Genomic DNA, 13,561 nt, shown 5'->3' on the forward strand with positions numbered 1-13,561 from the left:
ACGATCCAGACGTTGTTATCCACGTCCCAGGTGCCGCCGTCGAGCGAAAACGTGCCCGAGGTGACCAGGTTCTCGATGGTGACGCTCATGCGGACGCCCCAGCGCGCTGGACCTCGACGACGGACCGCAGCACCTTGCCCTCGTGCATCTTGCCGAAGGCTTCCTCCACCTGGTCGATGCTGATGCGTTCGGACACGAACGCGTCCAGGTCCAGGTTGCCCTGCTTGTAGTGCGAGACGAGCATGGGGAAGTCCCGGGACGGCAGGCAGTCGCCGTACCAGGAGGACTTCAGCGAGCCACCGCGGCCAAAGACATCCAGCAGCGGCAGTTCAAGCGTCATCTCCGGCGTCGGGACGCCGACCAGGACCACGCGGCCGGCAAGGTCGCGGGCGTAGAACGCCTGCTTATAGGTTTCAGGACGGCCGACGGCGTCAATCACCACGTCCGCTCCGTGGCCACCGGTGAGGGCCCGGATGGCCTCCACCGCGTCCTCCTGCCGGGAGTTCACGCCGTGGGTGGCGCCCAGGGACTTGGCCATGCCGATCTTGTTCTCGTCGATGTCCACGGCGATGATCGTCGTCGCACCCGCCAGCCTGGCGCCGGCGATCGCGGCGATCCCCACGCCGCCGCAGCCGATCACTGCCACGGACTCGCCGCGCTTGACCTCGCCGGTGTTGATCGCCGCTCCGATGCCGGCCATGATCCCGCAGCCCAACAGGCCCACCGCGGCAGCGTCAACCTCAGGGTCCACCTTGGTGCACTGCCCGGCAGCCACCAGTGTCTTCTCCGCAAAAGCGCCGATGCCCAGCGCCGGCGACAGGACCGTTCCGTCCTCGAGCGTCATCTTCTGGGTGGCGTTGTGCGTCTTGAAGCAGTACTGCGGCTGGCCCTTGGCACACGCCCGGCACTCGCCACAGACCGCACGCCAGTTCAGGATCACCCTGTCCCCAGGGGCCACCGAGGTGACATCGGGACCAACGGCGCTGACCACACCCGTAGCCTCATGACCCAGCAGGTACGGGAAGTCATCACCAATGCCGCCCTGCTTGTAATGCAGGTCCGTATGGCAGACCCCGCAGGTCAGGACATCCACCAGGGCCTCCCCCGGACCCGGATCCGGCACCAGGATGGTCTCCAGCGACACCGGAGCATTCTTCTCCCGGACAACAACTGCTTGGACTTTATGGACCATGGTTCTTGTGTTCCTTTCCTGGATCCGACGGGATCCGGTGGGTCGGCACCAAGTGCCAATCTAGCTGACCTGCCATGCCCGGGAACCACACCTCCCTGTCGCAAAATAAGAGTTCCGTTGCACATGGCACAACAGCACGCTTATCGCGCTACTGGAAATATGACAGTGGACACACTCCTTGTCAATAGATATATCAGTTAGCGGACAGTTGGCTACCAGCGACGCGGCCTCCGCTCCCATCCCGCACTTCCGTTACGTGCAATAAAACTGCGGCAGTAGGCTGGATGTCATGGCTTTTGAAGAACACCCCGTCGAGCGGCGCGAAGTGACCGTACGACGCGCGCCCAAATATGTCCCGTTCCTGGTCCTGGGTGCCTTGGTGGGCGTTGTTGCGGCAGCGGTGGTGGCCTACGCAGTGCCTGGTGACGCTACGTTTGATCCCGGCGCGGTCTTCGGCTTCTTCCTCATAATGTTCGCCGCCGGCGGCGCCATCCTGGGCGCGGTCCTGGCACTGGTCCTGGACCGCCTGAGCATAAAGCGCCAGCAGCGCGCCGTTGTGGAGTCCGTTCCTGATTCGGAGCCGGACACCGATCCCCAGGCCTAGCGGGTCACAATCGCGCGGCCGGAAAAGTCATACCCCATGTCGTGAGATAATCGACCAGTGGCACGCGGCGATGGAAAACTTTCCCATGATCTTCTCCCCGGCGAAAAAGGCCCCCAGGACGCTTGCGGCGTCTTCGGTGTCTGGGCTCCCGGTGAAGAAGTAGCAAAACTTACCTATTACGGGCTGTACGCACTGCAGCACCGTGGTCAGGAGTCGGCTGGTATAGCCACCAGCGACGGCAAACGGATCAATGTCTATAAGGACATGGGCCTCGTCTCCCAGGTCTTCGACGAGACCACCCTGAACACCCTCACCGGGCACCTGGCCGTAGGCCACTGCCGCTACTCCACTACGGGCGCCAGCCACTGGGCCAACGCGCAGCCCACCCTTGGCGCTACCGCCACCGGCACGGTGGCCCTGGCGCACAACGGCAACCTGACCAACACGGCCGAGCTCAATGCCATGATCACCGAGCGCAACGGCGGCAACCTGACCGGCGAGATGAAGCAGGGCAACACCTCGGACACCGCCCTGGTGACCGCACTGCTTGAGGGCGAACCGGGCAAGACCCTGGAAGAGACCGCCACGGAGCTGCTGCCCAAGATCAAGGGCGGCTTCTGCTTTGTCTTCATGGACGAAGGAACCCTCTACGCGGCACGCGACACCTTCGGCATCCGTCCGCTGGTCCTTGGCCGGCTGGAGCGCGGCTGGGTGGTGGCCTCCGAGCAGTCAGCCCTGGCCACCGTGGGCGCCAGCTTCATCCGCGAAATCGAGCCGGGCGAGTTCATCGCCATCGACGAGGACGGCGTGCGGTCCAAGAAGTTCGCAGAGCCGACGCCGGCCGGTTGCGTCTTCGAGTACGTGTACCTTGCCCGCCCGGACGCCGCCATCGCCGGACGCTCCGTATACGAGTCCCGTGTGGAGATGGGCCGCCAACTGGCCCGCGAAAACACCCAGGCAGCGGACATCGTCATTCCGGTCCCGGAATCCGGCACCCCTGCAGCCGTGGGCTACGCAGAGGAATCGGGCATCCCCTTCGCCCACGGTTTCGTCAAGAACTCCTACGTTGGCCGCACGTTCATCCAGCCCTCCCAGACCCTGCGCCAGCTCGGCATCCGGCTCAAGCTCAACGCCCTCGAATCCGTGATCCGCGGCAAGCGCGTGGTGGTGGTGGATGACTCGATCGTCCGCGGCAACACGCAGCGCGCCATCGTCCGGATGCTCCGGGAAGCCGGCGCCGCCGCCGTGCACGTGAAGATTTCCTCGCCGCCGGTCCAGTGGCCCTGCTTCTACGGCATCGACTTCGCCTCCCGCGCCGAGCTCATTGCCAACGGCGCCACCATCGAAGAGATCTCCCAGGCGATCGGCGCGGACTCGCTGGCCTACATCTCCGAAGACGGCATGATCGGTGCCACCCGCCAGCCGCGCGAACGCCTCTGCACCGCCTGCTTCACCGGCAAGTATCCGATCAAACTTCCGGACGCCGACAAGCTGGGCAAGAACCTGCTGGAGCGCACCGACCTGGGCGGCCTGAAGCCGTCCCCGTCCGCGCTTCCCGGCGAAACGGCAGCCCTGGCGGTTGACGCCACCGAGGACCCGGCAGAAAAAGCCGGCGCCACAGGCTGCGATCCCGGCCCGGACTCCGAATTCGAGAACCTGCTGACCGAAGCCGACCTCGTGCCCGACGTACACGCCGCCACCAGCGCCGACAAGAAGGACTCCGTATGACTTCCGCCAACACCGCCGCAGAGAACTCCGGCATCACGTACGCCTCCGCAGGCGTGGACGTCGAAGCCGGGGACCGCGCCGTCGAGCTCATGAAGGATGCCGTCAAGGCAACCCACAACTCCTCGGTGATCGGCGGGGTGGGCGGCTTCGCCGGCCTCTACGACGTCTCCAGGCTGCTGACCTACAAGAAGCCGCTGCTGGCCACGTCCACGGACGGGGTGGGCACGAAGGTTGCCATTGCCCAGGCCATGGACATCCACGACACCATCGGGTTCGACCTCGTGGGCATGGTGGTGGACGACATCGTGGTGGTCGGCGCCGAACCTCTCTTCATGACCGACTACATCGCCTGCGGCAAGGTAGTTCCGGAGCGCATCGCGGGCATCGTGCGCGGCATCGCGGCCGCCTGCTCCGTGGCCGGCACCGCCCTCGTTGGCGGCGAGACCGCCGAGCACCCCGGCCTCCTGGGCGAGCACGAATACGACGTCGCCGGTGCCGCCACCGGCGTCGTCGAGGCCGACGCCCTGCTGGGCCCTGACCGCGTCCGCGCCGGAGACGTCGTGATCGGCATGGCCTCCTCCGGGCTGCACTCCAACGGCTACTCCCTGGTCCGCCGCGTCATCAACCACGCCGGCTGGGCCCTGGACCGCCAGGTCTCCGAACTGGGCCGCACCCTGGGCGAGGAACTCCTGGAACCCACGCGCGTCTACGCAGCCGATTGCCTTGACTTGGCGCGAACCTTCCCGGTCAACGTCGGTGCGGCCGTCCACGGCTTCAGCCACGTCACCGGCGGCGGCCTGGCCGCCAACCTGGCCCGCGTCCTGCCGCAGGGCCTGGTGGCCACGGTGGACCGCGCCACCTGGGAACTGCCCGCCATCTTCAAGCTGGTGTCTGAACTCGGCAACGTTCCGCTGGCGGACCTTGAGCGCACCCTGAACCTCGGCGTGGGCATGGTGGCCATCGTGTCCCCCGAGGCCGCGGATGCCGCCGTCGCACGCTTGAACGACCGCGGCCTGCCCTCCTGGGTGATGGGTACCGTCACCCAGGACTCCGATTCCATCCTCAAGTCCGGACCCGACTACGTCCAGGGCGCCAAGGGCGTGGACGGCGGCGCCGTCCGGATGGTCAACGCGTACGCCTAGCTATCGGCCCGGGGNGCAGTGGGGAGCCCCGGCTTTTAAGCAGACACCTGGATGAGGTTGAGCACTCCGCCCTGCGGGTCTTCGATGGTGGCCAGCGAACCTTCCGCGGGCCGCTGGTCGGGCTCCACCAGGACCCTGCCGCCTGCGGCCAGCGCAGCCGCTGCGGCCGCGGCAACATCCGCGGCACCAAAGTAGATCTGCCAGTCCGCGTCCTCATCCCGCTCGGCAGGAATGACTCCGGCCACTTCATTGCCGCCGATAAGCAGCGTGCTGTAGCTGCCGCCGTCGTCCTGGGGGTACTCGGTGACCTCGTGGTTGAAAAGCTGCTGGAAGAAGCCGACGGCGGCCTGCGGCTCGGGCGTGAAGAGCTCGGCCCAGGCCAGCGCGCCGGGCTCGTTGAAGAGCTGGCTTCCGAAGTGGCTTCCGGCCTGCCAGATACCGGTGGTCCCGCCGCCTGGCGGGGTGAGGAAGCCCAGCACTCCGGTGCCGCCCACCTGCTCCGGGCCGAACTGCACAGTGCCGCCGGCGTGCCGGGCTTCTTCCAGCAGGTCCGCGGCGTCCGTGACGGCGAAGTAGATGTTCCATTCCGCGGAGGTGCCGGCCTGCAGCTGCAACGGGCTTTGCGGCGCGATGGTGGCCACCAGCTGCCCGCCCGCGAAGGCCTGCGCGTAGCTGCGGCCGTCCGGGGTGGGAAAGTCCTGGTAGGTCCAGCCAAACAGGGTGCCGTAAAAGTTCTTGGCCGCGGCAACATCGGGGGTCTGAAGATCAGCCCAGCAGGGCTCACCGTGGGCGTACGTGGTCCGAACAGTCATGGGCTTTCGTTACCAACGGGACTGGATCCCGCGGGAAACACCGAAAGCCCGCCGCCGGACCGGTAAACGGAACGGCAGCAGGCACGGCGAAGCAAGCGGTCACCCGAAAACGGGTATCAGAAAGGAGTTCCGCACACTGCCTGGATCCGCATCAACGCTTCCGGGAATCCAGCGTGTGCATTGGTGCCACAGCAGCCGGGCCACGGGCCACGGCAGGCTGGCGACAACTAGCCGATGCGACGGGTGTCTACCTCGTCGTCATCGTCATCCAAATCATCCGCGTACTTATCCACATAAGCCGAATAGTCCGGTTCGACCGGTTCATTCGAATAATGGCTCGTTGAACGACTGCCTGGGCCCGTCAGCTCACGCTGAAGTGCCGAGTAGTCAGTGTTCGGGGAGTAGTACTTAATGTCCCGAGCCTGCTTGGTAGCTTTTGCCTTTTGACGGCCGCGCCCCATGGCGTGACCCCCTTTTGTACTTGGACCGGAGGTGGTCACCTTGGCGATCGGTGAGGCCCCGGAATGTTTGGTCAATTTGTCGTACACCTAGATTACATGCTTTCCGCTGGCCCTGCTTGCCGCCCAGCGGCCCAAACCACCGCGTGGGGTACCATGGCGCACCTCCAACCGCGGGATTCCGGGATTTTTCTTCGGTAGAGTCGTTCAGGAACTGCCGTTTTTATCTGGCCTTTGGCGGGCCGCGGAACCAAAACCCAGGAGGATGCACACCCGTGAACCACCAGGACATCCCGCCCAAACCCGCCGCACCGCCGCGGACCGGAAGCATTCCGCAGGTGCCGGCAGGGCATCCCGGCCCGGACGCCGCCCCTGCCCCTGCCCCAGAAACCGTTACCTGGTCCCAAGCACCCAAGGACTCAGGGCCCGGGAAGCGCGCCAACAGGGGACCGTTGGTGTGGAAGACGGTGTTCGTCGTCGTGATCCTGGCCGTTGTTGGCGGGCTGGCGTGGCTTGCCGTGTGGCTGAACTCCTCCCCCGGCGCCGACCCGGCGAAGAATGCAGCACCGGGCGTCCTGCAGACCACCGTCACGCCGCCCGCCACCCCCCAGCCGCTCCCCCGCGAAGGGGTCGCCCCCGCGGCGTACGCGGTGGGTGACTGCTTCACGGATTTCGACCCCCAGGCGCTGGCGTCCAAGGTGGTGCCCTGCGACACCGGCCATTCGGCACAGCTGGTGGCCACCTATCTCTACCCTGATAAGGCCGCATATCCGGGCGCGGAGCCGCTTAAGGCCAAGGCCCTGGAAGTCTGCCAGGCCGCGAAACTTACCCCGGCAGCCAACCAGTTCCAGCTCAACTACCAGCGAAGCTTCCCCAGCAGCACCAGCTGGCAGTCGGGTGACCGCCGGGTTGACTGCTATGTCACCGCGGACCGAGGCAATGTGATTAACGCAAGCGTGCTGCCCTGACGGTCAACCNCGCCAGGGCAGCACGACGGCAAGGGAACGGCCCCCGGGCTAGTCCTTCCGCCGCACCGACAGGCCTGAGCTGGGGGCGCCGGTCAGCGTGTCCACGTTGCCCCCGGTGAGTTCGCCGAAGTCCGGCGCGGTGTCCACCAGGACGGTGTCGCCGTCGCTGATCCCGCCGGCCAGGATGGCCTTGGCCAGCCGGTCGCCGATCTCGCGCTGCACCAGGCGGCGCAGCGGCCGGGCACCGTAGGCGGGATCGTAGCCGGACAATGCGAGCCAGGCCTTGGCACCATCGGTGACCTCCAGGGTGAGCCGCCGTTCGTGCAGCCGGCGCCCCAGTTCCGCCACGTGCAGTTCCACGATGTGCGCCAGCTCCTCCACGGTCAGGGCGTCGAACAGCACCACCTCGTCCAGCCGGTTCAGGAACTCCGGCTTGAAGGACGCGTTGACGGTGGCCATCACGGCGTTGCGCTTGGCCTCGGCATCCAGGGACTGGTCCACCAGGAACTGGCTGCCCAGGTTGGAGGTCAGCACCAGGATCACGTTGCGGAAGTCCACAGTGCGGCCCTGCCCGTCGGTGAGGCGGCCGTCGTCGAGCACTTGCAGGAGGATGTCGAACACCTCGGGGTGTGCCTTCTCCACCTCATCCAGCAGCACCACGGAGTAGGGACGCCGGCGGACGGCCTCGGTCAGCTGGCCCCCTTCCTCGTAACCGACGTATCCCGGAGGCGCCCCGACCAGCCGGGCGACGCTGTGCTTCTCGCCGTACTCCGACATGTCGATGCGGACCATGGCACGCTCGTCGTCGAACAGGAAGTCCGCCAGGGCCTTGGCCAGCTCGGTCTTGCCGACGCCGGTGGGGCCCAGGAACAGGAAGGAACCGGTGGGCCGGTTGGGGTCGCTGATGCCGGCCCGGGCACGCCGGACGGCGTCGGATACCGCGGTCACGGCCTTGGACTGGCCGATAAGCCGTTTGCCCAGTTCCTCCTCCATGTGCAGCAGCTTCTGGCTTTCGCCCTGCAGCATGCGTCCGGCCGGGATGCCGGTCCATGCGGAGATGACCTCGGCGATGTCCTCCGCCGTTACTTCCTCGGCCACCATCTGCGCGGACTTGTCGGTCACGGCCGCCTCCGCCTCGGCGGCGGCGTTCAGCTCGCGCTCGAGGGCCGGGATCTCGCCGTACAGGACCCGGGAGGCCGTCTCCAGGTCGCCCTCGCGCTGGGCTTTGTCAGCGGCGGAGCGCAGCTCGTCCAGCTTGGCCTTCAGGTCACCCACCCGGTTGAGCCCGGCCTTCTCGGCCTCCCAGCGCGCGTTCAGCGCCGAGAGCTCCTCTTCCTTGTCAGCTTTGTCGGCGCGGAGCGCGGCCAGCCGTTCCACAGAGGCAGCGTCCGTCTCGCCCTCCAGCGCAAGCTCCTCCATGGTGAGCCGGTCCACCTGGCGGCGCAGCTGGTCGATCTCCTCCGGTGCAGAGTCGATTTCCATGCGCAGCCGGGATGCGGCTTCGTCCACCAGGTCGATGGCCTTGTCCGGAAGCTGGCGGCCGGAAATGTAGCGGTTGGACAGCGTGGCCGCAGCCACCAGGGCGGAATCAGCGATGGACACCTTGTGGTGCGCCTCGTAGCGCTCCTTGAGGCCGCGGAGGATGCCGATGGTGTCCTCCACACTGGGCTCACCGACGTAGACCTGCTGGAAGCGGCGTTCCAGCGCGGCGTCCTTTTCGATGTTTTCGCGGTACTCGTCCAGGGTGGTGGCACCGATCAGCCGCAGCTCACCGCGGGCCAGCATGGGCTTGAGCATGTTGCCCGCATCCATGGAGGAATCACCGGTGGCACCGGCACCCACCACCGTGTGGATCTCGTCGATGAAGGTGACGATCTGGCCCTCGGAACCCTTGATCTCCTCAAGGACTGCCTTCAGCCGCTCTTCGAATTCACCGCGGTACTTCGCGCCGGCCACCATCGAGCCAAGGTCCAGGGAGATAAGGGTCTTGCCCCGCAGGCTCTCCGGAACGTCGCCGGCCACCATCCGCTGGGCCAGCCCTTCCACCACGGCAGTCTTGCCAACACCGGGTTCGCCGATCAGCACCGGATTGTTTTTGGTGCGCCGGGACAGGACCTGGACCACGCGCCGGATCTCGGAGTCCCGCCCGATCACGGGGTCCAGCTTGCCGGCGCGGGCCATCGCGGTGAGGTCCGTGCCGTACTTTTCGAGGGCCTGGAAGGTGTTTTCGGGATCGGGGCTGTCCACCTTGCGGTCGCCGCGGACCCCGGGGAGGGCAGCCAGGAGCGCTTCGCGGGACGCGCCGGCATCGCGGAGCAGGCGGGCCGCGGCATCGTTGCCGGCCGAGAGGCCCACCAGGAGCACCTCTGTGGACACGAAGCTGTCACCCAGCCGGTCCGCCTCCTCCTTGGCGTGCTGGATGGCCTGGAGGGCAGGGCGCGAGAGCTGGGCCTGCTGGCTGGAGCCGCCGGAAGTGGCGGGCAGTGCCTTGATAGCGCTGCTGGCCTGGACGCTGACGGAGTCGGGGTCGGCGCCGGCGGCGCGGAGGAGCGCGACGGCGACACCCTCCCGCTGGTCCATCAGCGCCTTCAGGAGGTGGGCCGGCTCCACCTGGGGGTTTCCGGCCGTCGAGGCGTTCATTGCCGCGGCGGAAAGAGCCTCCTGGCTCTTGGTGGTGAATTTGACGTCCAAAGAGAGCTCCTTTCGGGGGCTGGTTGACTAAGTTGAGTGTACTACGCTCAACTTTGCACTGCGAGATCCACTAGCCATGTTTGCCCAGGGCGAAACAGGTGTCCAGAGCCGGAGGTCCTGCCCGCGGTTCCGGCGCTTCAGGTCGCGTACACGGCCACGGCCGCGGCCTTGACCACGAAGTGCACTGCCATGCCCGGAGCCAGGCCCAGGTCAGCAGAGGCGGCCGGCGTGATGTCCGCGGCCAGGCTGCCGGCGCGGACGCGGACCTGGTCGCCGTGGGGTTCCAGGTCGGTAATGGTGACGGCGAATGAATTCCGCGGGCTTCCATGGGCGTCATTGAGGAATACAGAAACGGCCGACGGCGGGAACACGGCAACGCCCGTGTCCTCCGAACCCGCCGTCGCGGCTTCGGGCAGTGCGGCGGTTGTCCCGGCTGGGCCGGTTGTTCCAGCAGGGCCGGTTGCCCCGGACAAGCCAGAATGCACCAAAAGGCCCGGGTGGAGGCCGGGCTCCTCCTCGTGGCCGGTAATCCTCAGCCCCTCCCTGGTCCGGACCCCGGCGCCGTCCAGAATGCCCGGAATGAAGTTCAGCCCGGCAAGTCCGGCGGCAAAGGAACTGCGGGGGCGCTCCAGCACCGCCCGGGTGGGGCCTTCCTCGATGATCCTGCCGTTGTCCAGGATGACCACGCGATCCGCCAGCATCAGCGCGTCCAGCACGTCGTGGGTGACGATGATGGCCTGGCGCCCGGCCAGGACACGCTTGAAGAGCCGTCGCAGCAGGGGCGCGGAATGGATGTCCAGGGCGGCCAGCGGCTCGTCGAGCAGGAGGAGTGCGGGGTCGGCGGCGAGCGCCCTGGCGACGGCCACACGCTGGGCCTGGCCGCCGGACAGTTCGGCGGGACGGCGGCCGGCGAGATGTTCGGCTTCAACCTCTGCGAGCCAGTGCAGCGCCTGGGCTTTTGCCTCCCGCTTGGAAACACCGGCGCTCCGGGGCCCGAAAGCGACATTGTCCACCGCTGCCAGGTGGGGAAAGAGCAGGGGCTCCTGCGCAAGCAGGGCAATGCCGCGCTGATGGGGAGGTGCCCATGTGCCCTTACCGTCGCCGAGGTCAAAAAGGGTCCTGCCATTGAGTGCGGCCATGCCGCTGTCCGGCCGGAGAAGGCCAGCGATGCCGGCCAGCAGCGTCGATTTGCCGGCGCCGTTGGGCCCCATGACCGCCACGGTTTCACCAGGCTGGACCGTCAGGGCAACGTCGAAGCCGCGCCCGGCCACGGCTGCCCGGAAGGACAACGTCACGTGACGTTTCCTCCTGCCGGCGCGGGCGCCGTCGTCCGTTGTCCTGTTCCGGCGCGGCCGGCTGCCGGGCGGCGGTAGGCGAGGGCAACCACCGCGATGGCCACGGCCACCAGCACCAGGGACAGCGCGACGGCGGCATCCGGGTCTGTTTCCCGCTGCAGGTAGATCTCCAGCGGGAGGGTCCGGGTCACCCCCTGGAGGCTGCCCGCGAAGGTCAGCGTGGCACCGAATTCGCCGAGGCTTCGGGCGAAGGAAAGCACGGCACCGGATGCCAGTCCGGGCAGGACGAGTGGCAGCGTGACGCGCCTGAATACGGTGCCCGGCCGTGCTCCAAGGGTGGCCGCGACGGCTTCGTAGCGGGAGCCGGAGGTCCGCAGGGCGCCCTCGAGGCTGACCACCAGGAACGGCAGTGCCACGAATGTCTGCGCCAGCACCACCGCCGTCGTGGAAAAGGCGATACGCAGGCCCAGGACGTCCAGCGCCTGTCCCAGCAGCCCCTGGCGCCCGAACGTATAGAGCAGGGCGATGCCGCCCACCACAGGCGGAAGCACCAGCGGCAGGAGCACCAGCGAGCGCAGCAGGCCCCGCAGCCGGAAGGTGTCACGGGCAAGGACCAAGGCCAGCGGGACGCCCAGGACGATGCACAAGACCGTGCTGGCCGCCGAGGTGCGCAGGCTCAGTCCCAGCGCCGTCAGCGACGGCACAGAGGTCACCAGCGGGATGAACTGCCCCCAGTCCACCCTGAGCACCATCGCCAGCAGCGGAAGCACGACCACGACGGCGGCCAGGACGGCCAACGCGCGGACCCAGCCGGGAACACCTGTATACCCCTGCCGAATCAACCTGCTACCTTTCGTGTTTTTGTTGGTTCAACGGTTTTCCAGAACCTGCTTGAGCCGGGACAGTTGGGCCACCTCGGATTCCATGGTCCTGGTGACCATCGAGTCCAGGACCCGCATCAGGAGCGGCAGCCTGGCATCCAGGCTGAAGTGCACGGTGGTCCTGCCGCCATCCTCGGTGAGGGCGTATGTGCCGGTGGGGCGGGCCGGGCCGGCCACCACTTCGAAGCCCAGCAGTCGGCCGGGCTGGGCTGCCGTGATCCTGTAGTCGCCCTGGATGGGGCGGCCCCTGGGCCCGGCAAGGGTTTGGCTGTAGATGGCTCCGACTTCGCCGGGAGCGCCCTCCCGCAGGGAAATGGACTTCACCCCGTCACGCCATGCCGGGTTGTTCAGTCCGTCAGCAAGGAAGTCATAGACCTCGCGGGCAGACCGGTTGATGATGACACTGTTCTCGGCGTGGGCCATGCGTTTCCTCCGGTGGGCTGAAGCGGTAAGGGGGCTGGACAGGTCCTGCAGGGGCGTACCCGGCGATGCTCGCCGGTGGGCGACCTGGCCCCACCCTACTGCCGCGCCTGTCGTTCGCGGCACTACTGCTGCCCGGGCCGGAACCCGGCGGCGGCGAGGACCTTTTGCCCTTCTGGACCGGCAACCAGGTCCAGGAAGGCGCGGGCCGCAGCCTTGTTCCCGGCGTTGGCCACAGCAGCAATGGGATAGGTGTTGACGGCGGCTTCAGATTCGGGGAACGGGATGCCCGCTACCTTGGTTCCGGCAGCCTTGACGTCCGTGCCGTAGACAAGGCCGGCGTCGGCCTCGCCGGAGGCCACCTTTCCCAGGACATCGGTGACCGAGTTTTCCTCGCTGACCGGGCTCAATGAGACGCCTGCCGCGTCCGCAGCCTTGGCCGTGGCAGCCCCGCAGGGGACCTGCCTGGCACAGGTGACCACCTTGATGCCGGGCCGGGTGAGGTCCTTCATCCCTGCGACTCCGGCCGGGTTGCCCGGCGGCACTGCGATTGCCAGGGTGTTGCTGGCAAAATCCGTCGGCGTGCCGTCCACCAGCCCGTCATCCTGCACCTTCTTCATGGTGGCCGCATCCGCCGACGCGAAGACGTCAGCCGGTGCCCCCTGGCTGAGCTGGCTGGCCAGGTCGGAGGACCCGGCGAAGCTCAGCGTGACGGTGGTGCCCGGATGCTCGGCCTCGAAGGTGCGGGCGAGGTCGGTAAAGGTGGCTTTCAGGGATGCAGCTGCGAAAACGGTGATGGTGCCGTGCGGCGCGGCGTCGGCGCTGGTATCGGCGGCGCTGCCGCCCTTCGCGGCGCACCCGCTGAGAGCTGCCGGCAGGAGAAGGTACAGGGCAGCCAGCGCTGCGAAGATCCGGGGCTTCAGGATGCAAACGTGCCGCGTCATGCGGCACCCCGCCCCTTCGGCGATTCGATGATGACCGTCGTCGCCTTGACCACGGCGGTGGCCACCGCCCCCGGTTCCAGGCCCAGCTCGCGCACCGCTTCACTGCTCATCAGCGATACAACCCGGAACGGCCCGCACTGGAGTTCCACCTGGGCCATGACCTTGTCCGTGATGACGTTGGTGACCAGGCCAACGAAACGGTTGCGGGCCGAGCTGCTCCCGCTTTTCGGATCATCCGGAAGCTGCGCCAGCTTCTGCGCATGGGTGGCCAGCTCCAGCCCGTCAACGGCGAGCCGTCCGGAATCGTCACGGAGCGGAGTCAGTGTTCCGTGCTCGGTCCACCGGCGGACAGTGTCATCGCTGACGCCCATGAAGCGGGCGGCTTCAGAAACGCGAATAAGGGCCATATGGAGATTCTATTCCGCA

The 13,561-nt window shown here is 67.2% G+C and carries 13 protein-coding genes; 4 read left to right on the forward strand and 9 right to left on the reverse strand.

What is annotated here, in order from left to right; translation table 11 throughout:
* Positions 1–85: 85 nt before the first annotated feature.
* Positions 86–1,192 carry an S-(hydroxymethyl)mycothiol dehydrogenase gene (locus ACTJK0_RS05080; protein ID WP_440744484.1) on the reverse strand — a complete coding sequence of 369 codons (1,107 nt, stop codon included), beginning with the start codon at positions 1,190–1,192 and terminating at the stop codon, positions 86–88.
* Between the two features lie 289 nt (positions 1,193–1,481).
* On the opposite strand from ACTJK0_RS05080, the gene ACTJK0_RS05085 reads away from it, so the two are divergent.
* From ACTJK0_RS05085 to purM, 3 genes are read left to right on the forward strand one after another with little or no spacing between them, the layout of a single operon-like run.
* Complete coding sequence (locus ACTJK0_RS05085) at positions 1,482–1,796, forward strand: hypothetical protein (RefSeq protein WP_110541921.1); 315 nt, start codon at positions 1,482–1,484, stop codon at positions 1,794–1,796.
* 57 nt (positions 1,797–1,853) lie between these two features.
* Positions 1,854–3,524, forward strand: a complete 1,671-nt coding sequence (purF, locus tag ACTJK0_RS05090) for an amidophosphoribosyltransferase (RefSeq protein ID WP_440744485.1) — start codon at positions 1,854–1,856, stop codon at positions 3,522–3,524.
* A complete protein-coding gene (gene purM, locus ACTJK0_RS05095; protein WP_440744486.1) occupies positions 3,521–4,666 on the forward strand; it encodes a phosphoribosylformylglycinamidine cyclo-ligase in 1,146 nt (381 codons plus the stop codon). Before purF ends, purM begins: the two co-directional genes overlap by 4 nt.
* A gap of 35 nt (positions 4,667–4,701) precedes the next feature.
* Here the strand turns inward: purM and ACTJK0_RS05100 are convergent, their stop codons facing one another.
* Positions 4,702–5,478 carry a VOC family protein gene (locus tag ACTJK0_RS05100; protein WP_440744487.1) on the reverse strand — a complete coding sequence of 259 codons (777 nt, stop codon included), beginning with the start codon at positions 5,476–5,478 and terminating at the stop codon, positions 4,702–4,704.
* 227 nt (positions 5,479–5,705) lie between these two features.
* Positions 5,706–5,939, reverse strand: a complete 234-nt coding sequence (locus tag ACTJK0_RS05105; RefSeq protein ID WP_082007139.1) for a DUF3073 domain-containing protein — start codon at positions 5,937–5,939, stop codon at positions 5,706–5,708.
* Positions 5,940–6,211: 272 nt separating this feature from the next.
* Here ACTJK0_RS05105 and ACTJK0_RS05110 point away from each other — a divergent pair, with 272 nt between their 5' ends.
* Positions 6,212–6,904: a septum formation family protein gene (locus tag ACTJK0_RS05110; RefSeq protein WP_440744488.1), complete on the forward strand. Its 693-nt coding sequence runs from the start codon at positions 6,212–6,214 to the stop codon at positions 6,902–6,904.
* Positions 6,905–6,952: 48 nt separating this feature from the next.
* Here ACTJK0_RS05110 and clpB read toward each other — a convergent pair whose 3' ends face one another.
* The 6 genes from clpB to ACTJK0_RS05140 all read right to left on the reverse strand — a co-directional run bounded on the left by clpB (position 6,953) and on the right by ACTJK0_RS05140 (position 13,542).
* A complete protein-coding gene (gene clpB, locus ACTJK0_RS05115) occupies positions 6,953–9,595 on the reverse strand; it encodes an ATP-dependent chaperone ClpB (protein WP_440744489.1) in 2,643 nt (880 codons plus the stop codon).
* 137 nt (positions 9,596–9,732) lie between these two features.
* A complete protein-coding gene (locus ACTJK0_RS05120) occupies positions 9,733–10,890 on the reverse strand; it encodes a sulfate/molybdate ABC transporter ATP-binding protein (RefSeq protein ID WP_440744490.1) in 1,158 nt (385 codons plus the stop codon).
* Positions 10,887–11,732, reverse strand: a complete 846-nt coding sequence (locus tag ACTJK0_RS05125; RefSeq protein ID WP_440744491.1) for an ABC transporter permease — start codon at positions 11,730–11,732, stop codon at positions 10,887–10,889. Before ACTJK0_RS05125 ends, ACTJK0_RS05120 begins: the two co-directional genes overlap by 4 nt.
* A 27-nt stretch (positions 11,733–11,759) precedes the next feature.
* Positions 11,760–12,194, reverse strand: coding sequence for an SRPBCC family protein (locus tag ACTJK0_RS05130; RefSeq protein ID WP_440744492.1), 435 nt, complete (start codon positions 12,192–12,194; stop codon positions 11,760–11,762).
* Positions 12,195–12,316: 122 nt separating this feature from the next.
* Positions 12,317–13,135, reverse strand: coding sequence for a molybdate ABC transporter substrate-binding protein (gene modA, locus ACTJK0_RS05135; protein ID WP_440744493.1), 819 nt, complete (start codon positions 13,133–13,135; stop codon positions 12,317–12,319).
* Positions 13,132–13,542: a TOBE domain-containing protein gene (locus ACTJK0_RS05140; RefSeq protein WP_440744494.1), complete on the reverse strand. Its 411-nt coding sequence runs from the start codon at positions 13,540–13,542 to the stop codon at positions 13,132–13,134. The genes modA and ACTJK0_RS05140 overlap by 4 nt, the downstream gene beginning before the upstream one ends.
* Positions 13,543–13,561 lie beyond the last annotated feature (19 nt).

Origin of the sequence: Paenarthrobacter sp. 22069, from assembly GCF_052046035.1 — a bacterium.
GTDB lineage: Bacteria > Actinomycetota > Actinomycetes > Actinomycetales > Micrococcaceae > Arthrobacter.

Bases quoted from the DNA above. Each gene is read 5' to 3' on its own strand.
- ACTJK0_RS05080 (WP_440744484.1), bottom strand. From the start codon at position 1,192: ATGGTCCATAAAGTCCAAGCAGTTGTTGTCCGGGAGAAGAATGCTCCG.
- ACTJK0_RS05085 (WP_110541921.1), top strand. From the start codon at position 1,482: ATGGCTTTTGAAGAACACCCCGTCGAGCGGCGCGAAGTGACCGTACGA.
- purM (WP_440744486.1), top strand. From the start codon at position 3,521: ATGACTTCCGCCAACACCGCCGCAGAGAACTCCGGCATCACGTACGCC.
- ACTJK0_RS05100 (WP_440744487.1), bottom strand. From the start codon at position 5,478: ATGACTGTTCGGACCACGTACGCCCACGGTGAGCCCTGCTGGGCTGAT.
- ACTJK0_RS05105 (WP_082007139.1), bottom strand. From the start codon at position 5,939: ATGGGGCGCGGCCGTCAAAAGGCAAAAGCTACCAAGCAGGCTCGGGAC.
- ACTJK0_RS05130 (WP_440744492.1), bottom strand. From the start codon at position 12,194: ATGGCCCACGCCGAGAACAGTGTCATCATCAACCGGTCTGCCCGCGAG.
- modA (WP_440744493.1), bottom strand. From the start codon at position 13,135: ATGACGCGGCACGTTTGCATCCTGAAGCCCCGGATCTTCGCAGCGCTG.
- ACTJK0_RS05140 (WP_440744494.1), bottom strand. From the start codon at position 13,542: ATGGCCCTTATTCGCGTTTCTGAAGCCGCCCGCTTCATGGGCGTCAGC.